At 64.8% G+C, this 16,811-nt stretch carries 16 protein-coding genes; 8 read left to right on the forward strand and 8 right to left on the reverse strand.

What is annotated here, in order from left to right; translation table 11 throughout:
- Positions 1–33: 33 nt before the first annotated feature.
- Both WA950_RS04195 and WA950_RS04200 read right to left on the reverse strand, forming a co-directional pair.
- Positions 34–1,542, reverse strand: coding sequence for a protein adenylyltransferase SelO (locus tag WA950_RS04195; protein WP_424550421.1), 1,509 nt, complete (start codon positions 1,540–1,542; stop codon positions 34–36).
- 65 nt (positions 1,543–1,607) lie between these two features.
- Positions 1,608–2,786 carry a GNAT family N-acetyltransferase gene (locus tag WA950_RS04200; protein ID WP_424550422.1) on the reverse strand — a complete coding sequence of 393 codons (1,179 nt, stop codon included), beginning with the start codon at positions 2,784–2,786 and terminating at the stop codon, positions 1,608–1,610.
- A 217-nt stretch (positions 2,787–3,003) separates the two neighbouring features.
- Here WA950_RS04200 and WA950_RS04205 point away from each other — a divergent pair, with 217 nt between their 5' ends.
- A complete protein-coding gene (locus WA950_RS04205; protein WP_424550423.1) occupies positions 3,004–5,040 on the forward strand; it encodes a caspase family protein in 2,037 nt (678 codons plus the stop codon).
- A gap of 83 nt (positions 5,041–5,123) precedes the next feature.
- Here the strand turns inward: WA950_RS04205 and WA950_RS04210 are convergent, their stop codons facing one another.
- From WA950_RS04210 to bigR, 4 genes are all read right to left on the reverse strand, one after another.
- Positions 5,124–7,217 (reverse strand): S9 family peptidase, encoded by a 2,094-nt coding sequence (locus tag WA950_RS04210; RefSeq protein WP_424550424.1) that lies wholly within the window; start codon positions 7,215–7,217, stop codon positions 5,124–5,126.
- A gap of 82 nt (positions 7,218–7,299) precedes the next feature.
- On the reverse strand, positions 7,300–7,734 hold the full coding sequence (locus WA950_RS04215) for a DUF6691 family protein (protein ID WP_424550425.1): 435 nt from the start codon (positions 7,732–7,734) through the stop codon (positions 7,300–7,302).
- Positions 7,731–8,141 carry a YeeE/YedE family protein gene (locus WA950_RS04220; RefSeq protein WP_424550426.1) on the reverse strand — a complete coding sequence of 137 codons (411 nt, stop codon included), beginning with the start codon at positions 8,139–8,141 and terminating at the stop codon, positions 7,731–7,733. The genes WA950_RS04215 and WA950_RS04220 overlap by 4 nt, the downstream gene beginning before the upstream one ends.
- Entirely contained in the window at positions 8,138–8,431 is a 294-nt protein-coding gene (gene bigR, locus WA950_RS04225) for a sulfite-sensing transcriptional repressor BigR (RefSeq protein ID WP_424550540.1), read from the reverse strand. The genes WA950_RS04220 and bigR overlap by 4 nt, the downstream gene beginning before the upstream one ends.
- A gap of 250 nt (positions 8,432–8,681) precedes the next feature.
- Between bigR and WA950_RS04230 the strand changes: the two genes are divergently transcribed.
- On the forward strand, positions 8,682–9,092 hold the full coding sequence (locus WA950_RS04230) for a DUF930 domain-containing protein (protein WP_424550427.1): 411 nt from the start codon (positions 8,682–8,684) through the stop codon (positions 9,090–9,092).
- A 53-nt stretch (positions 9,093–9,145) separates the two neighbouring features.
- Here the strand turns inward: WA950_RS04230 and WA950_RS04235 are convergent, their stop codons facing one another.
- On the reverse strand, positions 9,146–10,003 hold the full coding sequence (locus WA950_RS04235) for a VOC family protein (protein WP_424550428.1): 858 nt from the start codon (positions 10,001–10,003) through the stop codon (positions 9,146–9,148).
- A gap of 300 nt (positions 10,004–10,303) precedes the next feature.
- Here WA950_RS04235 and WA950_RS04240 point away from each other — a divergent pair, with 300 nt between their 5' ends.
- Positions 10,304–10,627, forward strand: coding sequence for a TraR/DksA family transcriptional regulator (locus WA950_RS04240; RefSeq protein WP_424550429.1), 324 nt, complete (start codon positions 10,304–10,306; stop codon positions 10,625–10,627).
- 101 nt (positions 10,628–10,728) lie between these two features.
- Complete coding sequence (gene trhA / locus WA950_RS04245; RefSeq protein ID WP_424550430.1) at positions 10,729–11,382, forward strand: PAQR family membrane homeostasis protein TrhA; 654 nt, start codon at positions 10,729–10,731, stop codon at positions 11,380–11,382.
- A 94-nt stretch (positions 11,383–11,476) separates the two neighbouring features.
- Here the strand turns inward: trhA and msrB are convergent, their stop codons facing one another.
- A complete protein-coding gene (gene msrB, locus WA950_RS04250) occupies positions 11,477–11,884 on the reverse strand; it encodes a peptide-methionine (R)-S-oxide reductase MsrB (protein ID WP_424550431.1) in 408 nt (135 codons plus the stop codon).
- 237 nt (positions 11,885–12,121) lie between these two features.
- Between msrB and WA950_RS04255 the strand changes: the two genes are divergently transcribed.
- From WA950_RS04255 to WA950_RS04270, 4 genes are read left to right on the forward strand one after another with little or no spacing between them, the layout of a single operon-like run.
- Positions 12,122–14,458 (forward strand): putative monovalent cation/H+ antiporter subunit A, encoded by a 2,337-nt coding sequence (locus WA950_RS04255; protein WP_424550432.1) that lies wholly within the window; start codon positions 12,122–12,124, stop codon positions 14,456–14,458.
- Positions 14,455–14,874: a Na(+)/H(+) antiporter subunit B gene (locus WA950_RS04260; protein ID WP_424550433.1), complete on the forward strand. Its 420-nt coding sequence runs from the start codon at positions 14,455–14,457 to the stop codon at positions 14,872–14,874. Before WA950_RS04255 ends, WA950_RS04260 begins: the two co-directional genes overlap by 4 nt.
- The gene (locus tag WA950_RS04265; protein WP_424550434.1) at positions 14,874–15,251 is read left to right on the forward strand and encodes a Na+/H+ antiporter subunit C; all 378 of its coding nucleotides are present in this window, start codon (positions 14,874–14,876) and stop codon (positions 15,249–15,251) included. Before WA950_RS04260 ends, WA950_RS04265 begins: the two co-directional genes overlap by 1 nt.
- A 17-nt stretch (positions 15,252–15,268) precedes the next feature.
- Entirely contained in the window at positions 15,269–16,810 is a 1,542-nt protein-coding gene (locus WA950_RS04270; RefSeq protein WP_424550435.1) for a Na+/H+ antiporter subunit D, read from the forward strand.
- The last annotated feature ends 1 nt before the right edge of the window (position 16,811 follow it).

A 16,811-nucleotide genomic window follows, 5' to 3' on the forward strand; every position in this document is an offset into this window, starting at 1 on the left:
ACGACTTTGCCGCGCCGTCCGGCAGGCCCGGGGTCAGGTGCCGCAGAACGTGGCGGTGACTTCCTCGCCGGGCTTCGGCGGTTCGGCATAGGCGGCGAAACCCGGCTGGTCCTCGTAGGGGTTCGCAAGCACGTCATTCAGCGCCTCGAACAGCGAGAAATCCCCTTGATCAGTGGCCGCCGCAAGGGCTTCCTCGACCTTGTGATTGCGCGGAATGAAGGCGGGGTTGACCCTGCGCATCGCCGCTGCGCGGTCCTGCGGCGGGGTCTTGTCCTGCGAAAGCCGTTCACGCCAGACGGCAAGCCAGGGCGAAAGCGCGTCCGGGGCTTCCAGCAGTGCGCCGAGCGTTTCGTCCGTCGCGTCGTTCTCCGCCGCATCGGCCAGCCGGCGGAAGGTCAGCGTATAGTCGGCCTTCTGCTCGTAGAGCGTGACGAGCAGGTCGCGGATCAGCGCCTGATCGCTCTCCTGTTCGTCCGCGCCAAGGCCGATCTTGGCGCGGATCACGGCTTTCCAGTGGTCCTGGAAGCGCTCCATGAAACGGCCGACCGCCTCGTTGGCCATCTCCACGGCCTTGTCCTGATCCTCATCGAGGATGGCGAGCATCGCTTCGGCGAGCCGCGCGATGTTCCACTGGCCGATCATCGGCTGGTTGCCGAAGGCATAGCGCCCGTTCCGGTCGATGGAGGAAAAGACCGTGCGGGGGTCGTAGCGATCCATGAAGGCGCAGGGGCCGAAGTCGATCGTCTCGCCCGAGATCGTCATGTTGTCGGTGTTCATCACGCCGTGGATGAAGCCGACGCCGAGCCATCGGGCGATCAGCGACGCTTGCTGGTCGGCCACCGCATCGAGCAGCGCGAGATAGGGGGGGGCGATGCCCTTCAGTTCCGGATAGTGCCGCTCGATGACGTGGTCCGCCAGAACCCGCACATTCTCCGTATCGCCGCGCGCGGCGAAGAACTGGAAGGTGCCGACACGGATATGGCTGGCGGCGACGCGGGTGAACACCGCGCCGGGCAGCACGCGGTCGCGATAGACCGGCTGGCCGGTGGACACCGCCGCCAGGGCGCGCGTCGTCGGGATGCCGAGCGCGTGCATGGCCTCGCTGACGATATATTCGCGCAGCACCGGGCCGAGCGCGGCGCGCCCGTCGCCGCGGCGCGAGTAGGGCGTCTGGCCGGAGCCCTTGAGCTGGATATCGCGCCGCCTGCCGTTCCGGTCGACGACCTCGCCGATGAGGATCGCCCGCCCGTCGCCGAGCAGCGGCACGAACTGGCCGAACTGGTGGCCGGCATAGGCCATGGCGAGCGGCAGTGAGCCGGGCAGGAGGACGTTGCCGGAGAAATAGCCCGCGCCGTGCCGCTCCAGCGCATCCGCGTCAAGGCCAAGCTCCTCGGCGAGCGCGCGGTTGAGCTTGATCAGCCGCGGCGCTTCCACCGGCGTCGGATCGACCGGCGAGAAGAACGCGTCCGGCAGGCGCGCATAGCTGTTGTCGAAGGGGATGGCGCGGGCCGTGCCCGCCGCTGCCGTCGTTGCGCCGCTCATGATCGTCCGTCCGTTGCTGTTTCACCCTATCAGATAGGGTTTCCGGCCGCCGAACGAAAGGTTCGTCAGGCGATGATCAGGAAAAGCCCGACGCTTTGACCGAACTGGGCAAGGCGGCGGACCTTGTCGGGCAGGCTGCGGTAGAAGCGTTGCAACGGCGGTCGCAGGCCTGCCGTCCAGAGGTTGGTATAGGCCTTGCCGACAAGGGTGACAGGCACCGCATAGGTTTCGAGGCCGATTGTCTTGTTGCTCCAGCTGTCCTTGTAGTCGGTCGGATTGGCGAGCAGGTCATAGGTTTTCACGCCCTGTTCGATCAGCCAGCAGACCGTCATGTCCATCTGCGCCTTGCCCGGTGAAACGTCGCGCAACGCCCAGTCGAAGGCGCCGAGATAGGCATAGTAGTGGCCGTGATGCAGGAAGCCGAGTTCGCCGGCCACCATGCGGTCCCCGGCCTTGAGCGCGAAGAAGCAGGCGCCGGACAGGGTATCCCGGTCACCGGTCAAGGTGTGGAGGAAGCGGTCGAATTCGGGATAGGCGATGGCATGGCCGCGCCGCACCGTTTCCCGTAGCCATTCGCGCTTGTGGCTCATGAAGACGGGAAGGGCCTGTGCGAAGCCGGCATCGCCCGGAAAATGCACCTCGAAGGAGAGTTCGCCGTGCCGCGCAAGCGCATTGCGCCGCCGGTTGCGGTTGCGACGCTGGGTCTTGCTGAGCCGGTTCGTGTAGTCGTCGACCGATGCGAACCCGGAAAGGTCGAGCATGGAGGCCGTGTTGCCGCGACCGGACAGCGGCGACGTGTCCTCAAGCAGCGCGGCGAGGGCGGAGCCCTGCGGCACGCCTTCGATCAGCGCCAGGTCGTGGTTGCCGTTGGCAAGGGCGGCCAGAAGCTTCTGCACCGCTGCCTTCCCGAGACCCGGATCGACAAGGACGTTGGCGTACTGGCAGTGCGGCGAGGTCAGAGGCTCGATGCGCTTCACCCTGCCGCCCGTCAGCATCAATGGCCAGACGGCGACGAGCCTAGCGCCATGCCAGAGCGTGTGGATTTCCGGCTGGCAGCTTTCGCTGCCATAGGTGCCGATCCAGCGATGGCACCAGTCATAGCTCTGGAAATAGGAAAAGGGGTCGGCGGCGCGGGCATCGAGCGCTCGCCAGGCTGCAGCCACGTCTTCCATGGCGGCACGGTCGCGGAGCACACGGTGCTCCACGCCGATATCCCCGGTGACGTCGATGCTGTGAATGGTCATGGCACTTTCCTTCGGTCTTGTCCGCGAAGGTAGCCGGGGGCACTTAATAAATCTTTTCCGATAGTTCGCGTCGTCTCTTGCGGCGCGCGCGGAAGGGAATTTCATCACAGTCTGAATAAGCGGGCGGGACGGTCCGTTCCCTTCTTCAGCGGGGAAGCGCGCAGGTTCGGCATGCTGGCCATTCCGGCTGGCTCGAACCGTTTTCTTGGAGGGTATCGTGCAGCGGAAAGTCGAACGACTGGTCGGGGCGCTTGCCGCCTGTCTCCTCCTTCTCCTTGCAGCGCCCGCGGCCTTCGCCGCCGAACGCTACGCGCTCCTCATCGGCAATGCCGAATATGAGGATGCCGCGCCGCTGGAAAACCCGCTGAACGATGTCGACCTCGTCGGCGAGGCGCTGGAGCGGGCCGATTTCGACGTGACGCGCGCCACCGACGTCGACTATCTCGGCATGCTTTCGGCCCTCAACAATTTCACGCGGGTTGCGGAAAAGGTCGAGAATCCGGTGCTTTTCGTCTATTTCTCCGGCTATGCGGTGCAGATCGACGGCGACAACTACCTGCTGCCGACGGATGCGTCCGGCCGCACCATGACGGGCCTGCGCAATCGCTCGCTTGCCGTCTCGCAGCTGACCGACACGCTGCGTAAGCTCGGCACCGGGCTCAAGGTCGTGCTGTTCGACGCGGCGCACGAAAATCCGTTCCTGACGCTGCGCGACATTCCCGAGGGCCTTGCCGAGCCGAAGAACGCGGACGGCATCCACTATGCCTACGCTTCTGCGCCCGGCACGGCCTATGACTATGACGGCACGCCGATCAGCCCCTTCGCATCGGCCTTCGTCGATGCGGTCAGCATTCCCGGCATTGCGCTGGAAGAGGCGTTCGACAAGGTCGCCGGCATCGTCAAGGAGCGCAGCAAGGGCAGGCAGGAGGTCTGGCAGAGCGATGCCGACTACGGCAGGTTCGCCCTGAGCGCGAAGGACGCCAAGGCCGACGAGGCGGAAATCGCCTTCTACGAATTCGCCTCGCTCTCAGACAACCGCGAGGCCTATGATCGCTATCTCAGCCGCTACCCGCAAGGCGTCTTCGCCTATGTCGCCGAGCGCAAGATCGAGCTTCTCGGCAAGCGCTTCGACCGCGAGCGTGAGCGCGCGGACCTCGACAACCTGCCCTATGTGACACTCGCCAACGACCGGCGCGATCCCTGCGGCCGGCTGGCCTTCGGCGGCAAGGACCGCGACCGGCGGCTCTCCGACCTCTACAAGGACGGCCAGCTCGTGCTGATCGACGTCAGCTTCTGGGCCCCGCCGGAGAGCTGCGACTATCTTTCCTACTTCTCGACCGTCTATTCGCGCGAGCGCCTGCGCAACATCATCACCTCGGCAAGCATTCCCGAGCGCCGCATCTACGTGGCGGGCGAGGACGATCTCAGCCCGAGCGAAGAGCGCGCCATCTACGACTATTTCGACGGGGACCGGCGCGGTTACGCCCAGTCGCTGATGTTCCGCGCGATCAATGACGAGCGCCGCCACAGCCTCGGCATCGCGGTGAAGACACCGGACGACAATGCGCGCGAATATGTCGACGAGGTCGCCTGCGGCGAGGGGTGCCTGCGCGTTCGCGGCCTCGTGCGCTTCCGCGACAATTCGGTGCGCGCGCTGGAGGACTACGAGTTCGAGTTCGTCGACGTGCGCCGTCTCGGCTACTACGACCGCTACCGAGATGCGCTGCGCGACTTCCCGGTCGAGGATCATGCATCGAACGAGACGGGCCACGACACGAAGACGGATGGCTATGCGCAGGGCAGTTCGCCAAGCCATGACGACGGCTACGGCTCCGATGCCGATCCCTATCGCGCCGCGCGCACTGTGAGCGGCTGGGATATCGTCGCGGACTTTTCCGATGATCGCCGCTTTTCCAACTGCCGCGCGGTCCGGCGCGGCGATGGCGGCCGCTTTGCCGCCTTCCGCTGGTACGATGACGGCCACGTAACCTTCGGCTTCCAGGACACGTCCTACGACTATGCCGACGGCTACATCAGCGATGCGAAATACTGGATCGACGACGGCGAAGGCTACGACGTCGTCGGCAAGGCTTATGGAAGCCAGGAGATCGCCTATGACCTCGGCAGCGACCGGGCGATCATCGACGCCCTGAAACGCGGCAACCACATCCGCATCGGCGACGTGCGCACCAGCCTGAAGGGCTCGAGCGCCATGCTGAACGACCTGCAGGAATGCGTGGGGGCATTCCGCTGATCCCGGTCAGGTCGACCCTCTGACCGGATTCTTGGCCGGCGCGAACGATGCGCCGGCTTTTTCTTTGGAGCGCTTTGCTGCTCCTACATCTTCCCCGCCACCTTGATCGCGAAGGCGTATTCGAAGGCGATTTCCTCCAGGCGCTGGAAGCGGCCGGAGGCGCCGCCGTGGCCGGCGCCCATATTGGTCTTGAGCAGGATCGGTTCCGAGCCGGTCGTCTTCTCGCGCAGCCTGGCCACCCACTTGGTCGGCTCCCAATAGGTGACGCGCGGGTCGGTGAGGCCGGAAAGGGCGAGGATGGCGGGGTAAGCCTTGGCCTCGACATTGTCATAGGGCGAGTAGCTGGCCATCAGCTGGTAGAAGCCCTTGCTGTCGATCGGGTTGCCCCATTCGGGCCATTCCGGCGGGGTGAGCGGCAAGGTGTCGTCCAGCATCGTGTTGAGCACGTCGACGAAGGGCACGGCGGCGATGATGCCGCCGAACTTTTCCGGCGCCATGTTGGCAATCGCCCCCATCAGCATGCCGCCCGCCGATCCGCCCTCGGCGACGATGTTCGCGTAGGAGGTGAACTTCTCCTGATTCAGATAGTCAGCGGCGGCGATGAAGTCCTTGAACGTATTGGTCTTCCTGTCCATCTTGCCGTTTTCGTACCAGGCAAAGCCCTTGTCCTTGCCGCCGCGGATATGGGCGATGGCATAGACGAAGCCACGGTCGACGAGCGACAGGCAGTTCGTGTTGAAGGATGCCGGGATGGTGATGCCATAGGCGCCGTAGCCGTAGAGCAGGCACGGGGCCGAGCCGTCGAGGGCGGTATCCTTGCGATAGAGCAGGGTGACCGGCACCGTCTCGCCGTCCCATGCCGGAGCGAAGACGCGGCGGGTGATGTAGTCGTCCGGGTTGTGGCCGGAGGGCACTTCCTGCGTCTTCAAAAGCGTGCGCTCGCGCGTCGCCATGTTGTAGTCGAAGAGTTGCGAGGGCGTCGTCATCGAGGAATAGGAGAAGCGGATGACATCCGTGTCGTATTCCGCCGCGCCCGAAAGGCCGAGCGAATAGGCTTCTTCCGCAAAGGCGATGGCGTGTTCCTCTCCGCTCTCCCGGTCGCGAACGACGATGCGCGGCAGGCCCTCGTGGCGCTCCAGCCAGATCAGGTGGCGGGCAAAGGCCATGTGGCTGAGGATCAGCGTGCCGGGGCGATGCGGCACGACTTCGGTCCAGTTCTCCCGGTTCGGCGCCATGACCGGCGTCTGGCAGATCTTGAAGTCCTTGGCACCATCGGCATTGGTCAGGATGTAGAAGACGTCGCCGCCCTCCGTCATCGAATATTCGAGGCCCACCTGGCGCGGGGCGACGATGGCCGGGGTGGCAAATAGATCGTTGGTCGGGAGCAGGCGATACTCGCTCGTCTCGTGGTCGTGGATGTCGATATAGATGAAGTCGTCGATCAGCGAGCCGCCGACCGACAGGAAGAAGCCTGCGTCCTTCTCCTCATAGACCAGGCGATCCTTTTCCTGCGGCTCGCCGAGGATGTGATGGAAGATTTTCGACGGCCGGTGGTTCTCGTCGAGCGCGGTGTAGAAGAAGCTTCCGGCATCCGGCGCCCAGACACCGTCGCCGCCGGAATTGAGGATCGTATCCGTGCGGTCCTCGCCGGTCGCAAGATCGCGCACCTTCAGCGTGAAATATTCCGACCCCTTGTCGTCATAGCCCCAGATTCCCAGCGAATGGTCGGTGGAATGATCGACGCCGGAAAGCCGGAAATAGTCCTTGCCGGCGGCCTCCTTGTCGCCGTCGAGCAGGATGGTGCGCGTTCCGCCATCGCGGGGCTCGCGGAAGAAGCGCGGCTGCTCGCCGCCGGTGACATAGGCGGTGCCGTAGGCGAAGGGGCCGTCCTTGACCGGTACGGAGCTGTCGTCCTCCTTGATGCGCCCGCGCATCTCGGCGAACAGAGCCTTCTGCAAGGCTTCCGTATCGGCCATGGCAGCGGTCATATAGGCGTTTTCCGCCTCCAGATGCGCGCGGATCTCCGGCTGCAGGATGGAGGGATCCTTGAACATCGCCTGCCAGTTGTCGTCGCGGAACCACGCATAGTCGTCGGTGCGGGTGATGCCGTGGCGGGTGTCGGAGACCGGCTTCTTGGCGGCGACGGGGGCGGCGGGCAGGTTTTTGAAGACGGACAAGATTTCACTCCGGCAAATCGATAGGCGGGATCAAACAGATAGAGAGGCCCGCCCTCCGCATCAAGGTGTCTTGCCGATTGCCTCAGGCGGCGCGACGGGCAAGAAAGCGGTCATGCGCCACCATGCCGCCCACCATGAAGGCGACGAAAAGAAGCGGTTCGACAATGCCGAGCGAGAGCGCTGCGACGGCCGGACCGGGGCAGAAGCCGCCAAGGCCCCAGCCAATCCCGAACAGCGCCGAACCGAGGACAAGCCTGCGGTCGATGGTGCGGTTTTCCGTCAGGTCGAAGCGCTCCGCGAAGGCCGGTCGCGGCAGGCGGCGGATTGCGAGGTGGCCGAGGAACATGACGCTGACCGCGCCGCCGAGAACGAAGGCAAGGCTCGGATCCCATCTGCCGGTGACGTCGAGGAACCCCTGGATACGGGCCGGATCAAGCATGCCGGAAAGGGCAAGGCCGAGGCCGAACAGGGTGCCGCAGACAAGCGCGGCGAGCATTTGCAGGGCGGAGCGGGTCACAGGCCGAAACCTCTCAGAATGGTGACGGCGACGACGCCGGCAAGAAGGAAACTGGCGACGGCGGCGAAGGAGCGCGGCGAAAGCCGGGCGAGCCCGACGATACCGTGGCCGCTGGTGCAGCCCGAGCCCATGCGCGTGCCGAAACCGACAAGAAGGCCGGCGACGGCGATGAGGGGCAGCGGCGTGGTGATCGTCACCGCCGGCCAGCCGCCGGCAAGGGCGCGGTAGAGCACGGGGCCGAGGAGGAGGCCTGCGACGAAGCTGGCATTGACCGCGATGTTCGCGCCCTGCGCGAGCCGCCCGACAATGCCGCTGATGCCGGCAACCCGGCCATTGAGCGCCAGCAGCAGGAAGGCGGAGAGCCCGATCAGCATGCCGCCGAGAAGGGAGGGAAGATAGGTGGTCATGCTGCGTGTTCCTCCGCGCAGAAGATGGCATGGAGCGCGCCGACCAGTCTGGCAGCCTTCTGCTCGGTCAGGCGATAGAAGATCTGCTTGCCTTGCCGCCGTGTCTCGACGATGCCGGCCTCGCGCAGCACGTTGAGCTGCTGTGAAAGCGTCGGCTGATGGATGCCGAGCGCCTGTTCCAGTTCGCTGACGGAAAATTCGCCCTCGACGAGGGAGCAGACCAGCATCAGCCGTGCGGGATGGGCAAGCGTCTTCAGGTGCCCGGCGACCTCCGTCGCGCGTGCGGCCATGGCCTGCGGGCCAGCCGAAGGCGCGGTGTCCGGGAAGGTGTGTGCGATCACGGAAATGTCTCCACAAGTACAATATACATTTTCATATAACGTATATTGTTATCCCGCAAGCCTGAATCCGGCCCGGCAGGAGAGGGGGCGGCAATGACGCCTGTAACCTTGGGTAAGTTGCAGCCTGTCACCGAATGGGGGTATTGCGTATTACTCCGAACGAGATGTCGTCACGATGGCACGAAGAGGAGGCAGATTGTTGAAACGGCCGGCAACCAGGCTACGAATCGCCCTTTGCACCCTGGCGCTCGCGCCGCTCGCCGCATCGCCAGCGTTTTCCATCGACGCGCGCATACGCGGCCAGCTCGAAAAGCTCACGCCGGAAGAGCGGCTGGAGCAGCGCTGCGATATCGAGGCGATGGACAGGATCAGCGACGGAAAGGGCGGCTTTCGCCCGGACAAGGTGATCGCCTATGCCTTCGGCGATCCCAAGCTCGATGGCACGACCCTCAAGACTAGGGGCGCCGTGTTCCGCAGCCGGGGCGAATGGTTCCGCCTGTCCTACAAGTGCGAGGCAAGCGACGACCGGCTGGAGGTCAACGCCTTCAAATACACGGTCGGCGACAAGGTGCCGCATGAAGAATGGGCGGCGCACTATCTCTACGATTGAGAGCGATCGGCCGGCACCTTCTCCCCGAAGGGAGAAGGCGGAAATCGCGACGCTCAGGCTGAAAGCTTGAGGCTGATGCCCCAGGGATCGACGAGCGAGATCGCGCCGTCCGCGCGGGTTGTCGGGATGGCAAGCTCGTCGAGCTTCTTCACGGCCGTTTCGAGCCGTGCCGGATCGTTGAAGCGGATCGTGTAGCCCGCAAGGCCGGTCATGCCGGTTTCGCGCTTCGGCTGGCCGCGCGAGTTCCAGACATTCGCCGCGACATGGTGGTGGTATTTACCGCTGGCGAAGAAGCTTGCGCCCGGATACCGCGCCATCACGTCGAGGCCGAGTATGTCCTGGAAGAAGGCGTCGGCCTGCGGAATGTCCGAAACCTGCAAATGCAGATGGCCGATGACTGTGCCGCTTTCCTGGCCCGTCCAGTCGTCCTTCGGCGCCTCGTCGTAGAGCGCCTGCAGATCCAGCCGGTTCGTCGCCATCTTCACGGTTCCGTCCGGCACATAGGTCCATTCGGAACGGTCGCGGTCGCGATAGATCTCGATGCCGTTGCCTTCCGGGTCGTCGAGATAGATCGCCTCGCTGACGAGGTGGTCCGAAGCGCCGGTGAGCGCTATGTTGTTGTGTGCGGCATGGGCCAGCCAGCGGCCGAGTTCCTTGCGATCCGGCACGAGGAAGGCGGTATGGAAGAGGCCCGGCGCATTGCGCGGCGCACGCGCGGCATTGCTGCCCGTCGTCAGCGTCAGGAGCGGCCGGCCGGCAACGCCGAGCGTCTCGCCGGAAGCGGATTTCTCCAGAACCGACAGGCCCATGGCCTTCTGGTAGAAGGAGGATACCATCGGCAGGTCGATCACCGTCAGGTGCGAATGATCGACGAAGGCCGGCATGTCGACGGCATGGGTGCTGGTGTTCATGGTTGCGCTCTCCGCGTGAGTGGGGCCGGCCTTGCTTGCGACGATGCCAGCGGCGGCTGCGCCGAGGAATGTCCGTCTGTCTAGGTCCGTCATGATATGATCCCTGTTTCGGTTTCCCTCGGAAACCGTTTGTCGGGAGGAATATGGCGGAGCAGCATCGTTCATGAAAGGTGGTGTTTTGGTGATTTACTGTCAATACTGCGTTGACGATGCGCCGCGCGGAGCTTGCTCCCGATCAATGCCGCCCGGCATGGGCGATGCTAGACTTTCTGCATATCCAAACGAAGGGAGACGGAAATCGTGACGGACCTGGCGCACTACAAGGACATTCTTCACAGCCGCAAGCGCGAGCTTCATGGCCGCTTGAACAGGATCGAGAAGGATCTCGACACGCTGAAAAGCGATGACAGCGGCGAACGCGCCATCGAGCGCGAGAACGACGAGGTCCTGGAGGAATTCGGCACGACCGGCCTCAAGGAACTCGCCGCCATCGACGCCGCGCTCGACCGCATTGCCGCTGGCACCTTCGGCATCTGCGCCAAGTGCGGAAAGCCGATTTCGCCTGCGCGCCTTGCCGCCGTGCCGCACGCCGCCTTGTGCGAGGCCTGTATCGCGGGGCAGTGAGGATCCATGTCGGGCGGCAAACTTTCGTGATCCGTCCGCTGCTTGCTCCCGCGCCGCAAACACGCCAACATGGCCGTTCGGGCAATGCAGGATCGGCGGCAGTGGAAATCAACGGCGTCAAGTGGAACTACGACCGCTACGAAGTGATCGCCGACGGCATCGTGCATGGCGTCGGCGTCGTCCTTGCGCTGATCGGCGTGACGGCGCTGATCTTCTACGCCACGGTCTGGGCGACGAGTGGGCAGCTGGCGGCCGCCTGGGTCTATGGTGTCGGCCTCCTCCTCGCGCTATCCACCTCCTTTGCCTACAATCTCTGGCCTGTCTCGAAGGTGAAATGGCATCTGCGCCGCTTCGATCATTCGGCGATCTTCGTCTTGATCGCGGCCACCTACACGCCCTTCCTGCAACGCGGCATCGAGGATCCGTTCCTTGTCGGCATGCTCGTCTTCATCTGGAGCATGGCGGCGGCGGGCGTGGCGCTCAAATTCTTCTTTCCCGGCCGCTACGACCGGCTGGCCATCCTCATCTATCTCGGCATGGGCTGGAGCGGCGTCTTTGCCGCAGGACCGCTGCTGACGCATCTATCGGTCGCCACGATGACGCTGATCGTCGTCGGCGGCGTGCTCTATTCGGTCGGCGTCATCTTCCATGTCTGGGAAAAGCTGCGCTTCCAGAACGCCATCTGGCACGGCTTTGTCGTGACGGCGGCGGCCGTGCACTATTCGGCGGTCCTCACCAGCGTCGTTTCTATCTGAACCTGTTGCCGCGCGGCCGTGCCGGCGGCATCAGGTTCGGCCGTTGGCTGGACCTAGCCTGCATGGAATTCAGGGTTTCCAGGCGGCAGGCCGCTCAGTCGGGATCGAAACTGAGCGCCACGCCGTTCATGCAATAGCGCAGGCCCGTCGGCGGCGGGCCGTCCGGAAAGACGTGGCCGAGATGGGCGTCGCAGTCCGTGCAGCGGATTTCCGTGCGCGTCATGCCGTAGGAATGGTCGGAATGGCTCGCCACCGCGCCCGGCTCGATCGGCTCGTAGAAGCTCGGCCAGCCGGTGCCGGAATTGTACTTCGTCTCCGACCGGTAGAGCGCCCTGTTGCAGCAGATGCAGCGATAGGTGCCCTTCTTGGACAGGTCGAAATCCGGGCTGGAGAAGGCGCGCTCCGTGCCGTGTTCACGCGTGACGCGGAACTGTTCCGGCGTCAGGATCTGCCGCCATTCTTCCTTCGTCTTGTGGACCTTCAATGTCGTCGTCTCGCTCATGGCGTCCTCCTGTGGGCTCCATAGATAGGGCCTGAATTGTGGCAAGACAATTGGCGCGCGCGCCAATGCAGGGTTCCCGATCGACATCGTTCGCAATTCACGCCGGGGGCGAAAGGTGGGTGATAACGTCGCGTCTTTGTTGTTCAAGGGTGGTCATCTTGTACAAACCGACATAGAAACTGCGCTCTGACAATTTGTGGCGGACGACGGGCCAAGCTTGCGCAAGAAGGAGAAGGAATGACACCAGACACGATGGGCTTGACCTTCCTTGTCTTCTGTCTGCCGTTTCTCGGCGCGCTGATCGCTCCGGCCCTTACGCGGCTTCTCGGGCACAACGCCGCCTGGCCGCTGGCGCTCGTGCCGTTCGCCATCTTCCTGCATTTCCTCGGTTTCAACGCGGAAGTCTCCCGCGGTGAAGTCGTGACCGGGGGATATGCCTGGGTGCCGTCCTACAATGTCAGCTTCTCCTGGATGATCGACGGCCTGTCGCTCGCCTTCCTGCTGCTGATCTCCGGCATCGGCACGCTGATCGTGCTCTATGCCGGCGGCTACCTGAAGGGCCATCCGCACCAGGGGCGGTTCTTCTCCTTCATCCTGATGTTCATGGGCGCGATGCTCGGCCTCGTCGCCTCCGACAGTTTCCTGATGCTCTTCGTCTTCTGGGAGCTGACCTCGATCACGTCCTTCCTGCTGATCGGCTTCGACCATGCGCGCGAGGCCTCGCGCCGGGCGGCCCTGCAGGCGCTGGTGGTCACGGGCGGCGGCGGTCTCTTCCTGCTTGCCGGCCTGCTGCTGTTGTGGAACGTCACCGGCGTCACGCAGCTCTCGCTGCTGATGTCCTTCGGCGCGGAGGTGCGGGCGAGCCCGTTCTATCTCGCCATGCTCTTCCTCGTCCTCGGCGGCGCCTTTACCAAGTCGGCGCAGTTCCCGTTCCATTTCTGGCTGCCGAACGCCATGGAAGCGCCCACGCCGGTCTCCGCCTACCTGCATTCGGCGACCATGGTGAAGGCCGGCGTCTATCTGTTGATGCGGCTCAACCCTGTCATGGGCGATACGCTCGCCTGGGAAACGATCCTTCCGGCCTTCGGCGGGTTGACGCTGCTTGTGGGCGCGGTGCTTGCGATCCGCCAGACCGACCTGAAGCTGATGCTCGCCTATACCACGGTCGCCTCGCTCGGCCTGCTGGTCATGCTGACCGGCTTCGGCTCGGAGCACGCGGTCGCGGCGGCGGCGCTCTATCTCGTCGCCCATTCGCTCTTCAAGGGGGCGCTGTTCATGGTCGCCGGTCTCATCGACCACGAGGCGGGAACGCGCGACATCACGAAACTCGGCGGTCTCCGCCGCGCCATGCCCATCACCTTCCTTGCCGCGCTTCTCGCCGCGCTGTCCATGGCTGGCCTTCCGCCCTTCTTCGGCTTCCTCGCCAAGGAGGAGATCTATGTGGCGCTGGCCGGCGGCAGTCTGCGCGCCATCGCCTTCACGCTCGCGGCCATCATCGGCAACGGCCTGATGTTCGCCGTCGCCTTCGCCGTGGCGCTGAAGCCGTTCCTCGGCGCGCCGGTCAAGACGCCGAAGCATGCGCATGAAGGGCCGGTGCTGCTGTGGATCGGACCGGCGCTGCTTGCCGTGAAGGGGCTTCTCATCGGCCTGTTCTCCGCGCTGACGCATACGCTGCTGACCTCTCCGCTTGCCTCCGCCATTGCCGGCAAGCCGGAAACCGTCACCATTTCGGCGGTGCCGCATGTCGGCATGGCGCTGCTGCTTTCCGTCCTCACCGTGGCCTTCGGCGTCATCGTCTTCCTGTCGCTCGACAGGGCGCGCGCGGCGGCCAACCGGCTGGTGGAGGATATCGGCTGGGGGCCGGACAAGGGGTTCGACCAGGCGATGCGCGGGCTGGTGCGGGCAGCTTCCTCCGTCAGCCGCCTGACGCAGCCGGGCCTCATGGAAATCTACATGACCGCGACCTTCGCGGTGGTGGCGCTGGCGCTGCTCGTGCCGCCCGCCATCTATGGCGAATGGCCGCGCCTGCCGGTCTGGCCGGCAAATGTGCCGTTCCATGAACTGGCGGTGATGGCGCTCGCCGTCCTCGGCCTTGCCGGGGTTCTGACGGCCAGGACCCGCCTGATGGCCATCGCCGCACTGGGCATCCAGGGGTTCTGCGTGGCGCTGCTCTTCCTGCTCTTCGGCGCGCCGGACCTTGCCTTCGTGCAGTTCATGATCGAGACGCTCTCCGTCGTCATCCTTACTCTCGTCATGACGCGGCTGAAGCTGACCCCGCGCGACCACAGGCCGATGCGCGAGAAGATCCCGGATATCGTGATCGCCATCGCCTGCGGCCTCGGCTTCTCCCTCTACCTCCTGAAGGTCACGCAGGGCCGCTTCGACACCGCGCTCACCGACTTCTTCAATCTCTATTCCAAGACGATCGCCCATGGCGCCAATGTGGTGAACGTCATCATCGTCGATTTCCGCGGCACGGATACGCTGGGCGAGATCGCCGTCGTCATGGTGACGGGGCTGGCGGTGCTGTCGCTCATCCGCATTCGCAAGGGCGGCAGGGGAGCGCAGTCATGAACACGCTCATTTTCCGCACGGTCGCACCCTTCCTGACGGCGCTGCTGGTGCTCTTCTCGATCTTCATACTTCTGCGCGGCCACAACGAGCCGGGCGGCGGGTTCACCGGCGGGCTGATCGCGGTCTCGGCCCTGGCGGTCTTCGGTATCGCCAACGGGATTGCCGCCGTGCGCAAGGCCCTGTGGTTCCACCCGATGGCGATCTCGGCCTTCGGTCTGTTCATCGCCTGTGTCGCCGGGCTTGTCTCCATCCTCTTCGCCGTGCCCTTCATGACGGGGCTCTGGGTCTATCCGGTGATCCTCGGCGTCGAGATCCCGCTGTCCACCGTCATGCTGTTCGATACCGGCGTCTATCTTACCGTGGTGGGCGCGATCACCTCGATCGCGCTGGCGCTCGAAACGGAGGAGGAGGTCTGATGGAATTTCCCTTCGCCATCCTGATCGGGCTCTTCTTCGCCGCCGCGGTCTATCTCATGCTGTCGAAGTTCCTGGTGCGCGTGCTGCTCGGCGTCGTGCTGCTCGGCAATGCGGTGAACCTGCTGCTCTTCACCAACGGGCGCATCCTGCGCGACGTGCCGCCGATCATTCCGGTCGGCCATGACGTGCCGGCGACGCTCACCGCCAACCCGCTGCCGCAGGCGCTGATCCTGACGGCCATCGTCATTTCCTTCTCCTTCTTCGCCTTCCTTCTCGTGCTCGTCTACCGCGCCTATCAGGACCTCGGCACCGACAATGGCAACGAGATGCGCGTGGCCGAGCCCGAGAACGATCCCCTTCCGCCGACCGGCTACTGACAGGAACCGCCCCGCCTATGGCCGTGAACACCGTTGATCTCTCCGCAGCCTTCGTCATGACCCCGGTCGCGCCCGCCGACTGGCTGGTCGTGCTGCCGCCCGCCTGGTGCATCCTTGCCGGCGCGGTGCTTCTGATGATGCGCAAGTCGCTTCACCTGCAGGGATGGCTCGCCGTCCCGGCGCTCGCCGTGCTCGTGCTGCTCGATGCGCTGCTCCTGATCCATGTATCGACGAACGGTCCCGTCACCATGGTCATGGGCCGCTGGCTGCCGCCCTTCGGCATCGCCTTCACGGCGGACCTGACGGGGGTGCTCTTCGCGCTTGCCGGTGCGGTGGTGGCGCTGGCCGGCGCGGTGCATGCGCTGAGCGATATCGACGGCAGTGGCCGGCGTTACGGCTTCTATCCGTTCCTGCTGCTCTTGATGGCCGGCGTTTCCGGCGCGTTCCTGACGGGCGACATCTTCAATCTCTATGTCTGGTTCGAGGTGTTGCTGATCTCGTCCTTCGGCCTGATCACGCTCGGCTCGGAGCCGCGGCAGGTCGACGGCGCGATCAAGTATGCATTCCTGAATCTCGTCGCGACGACGCTGTTCCTCGTCACCACCGGCTATCTCTACGGCATCTTCGGCACGCTCAACATGGCCGATATCGCCACCAAGGCGGCGGCCGGGCGCGCCGACCTGCCGCTGATGACGCTCGCGACGCTCTACCTGCTGGCCTTCGGCATGAAGGCGGCGGCCTTCCCGGTGAATTTCTGGCTGCCGGCCTCCTACCATACGCCGCGTGTCGTGGTGTCGGCGCTGTTTGCCGGCCTTCTCACGAAGGTCGGCGTCTATGCGCTGCTGCGCACGCAGATCATGCTCTTCCCCGTCGAGCGCGAAGAACTGAGCTTCGTCATCGCGCTTGCCGCTGCGGCCACCATGATCCTCGGTGCGCTCGGCGCGCTCGCCCAGAGCGACCTGCGCCGGCTGCTCGGCTATGTCGTCATTTCGGGCATCGGCGTCATGCTTGCCGGGCTTTCGCTCGGCAGCCCCGGCGGCGTGGGCGGGGCGATCTTCTATGCGCTGCATTCGATGGTGGTGATGACGGCGCTCTACATGGCGGCCGGGCTTGCCGGCCGGCTGACGGGCAGCTTCGACCTCAACAGGCTCGGCGGCCTCTACACGCGCTCGGCACTGTTTTCCGCCCTGTCGCTTGTGCTGTTCTTCTCGGTCTCCGGCCTGCCGCCGTTCTCCGGCTTCTGGCCCAAGGTCATGGTGGCCAAGGCCGCCATGGATATCGGCGCCTGGTGGCTGGCGGCCACGGTGTTCCTCACCGGGTTCATCACCACCATCGCGCTCGGCCGCGTCTTCCTGCTCGCCTACTGGCGTCCGGCGGGCGAGGCCCTGCCGGCGCAAACCATGCCGGCAAGCGCGCTGCTGCCGCTGGCCGTCCTGACGGTGCTGACGGTCGTCTTCGGCCTGTTGCCCGAGGCGCTGCTGTCGACCGTCCAGCTTGCCGCGCAGGGGCTTGCCGATCCGCGCGCCTATATCGGCTCCGTCTTTCCGGGGGTGAACTGAC

It is taken from the genome of Shinella sp., from assembly GCF_049651085.1.
Lineage (GTDB): Bacteria > Pseudomonadota > Alphaproteobacteria > Rhizobiales > Rhizobiaceae > Shinella.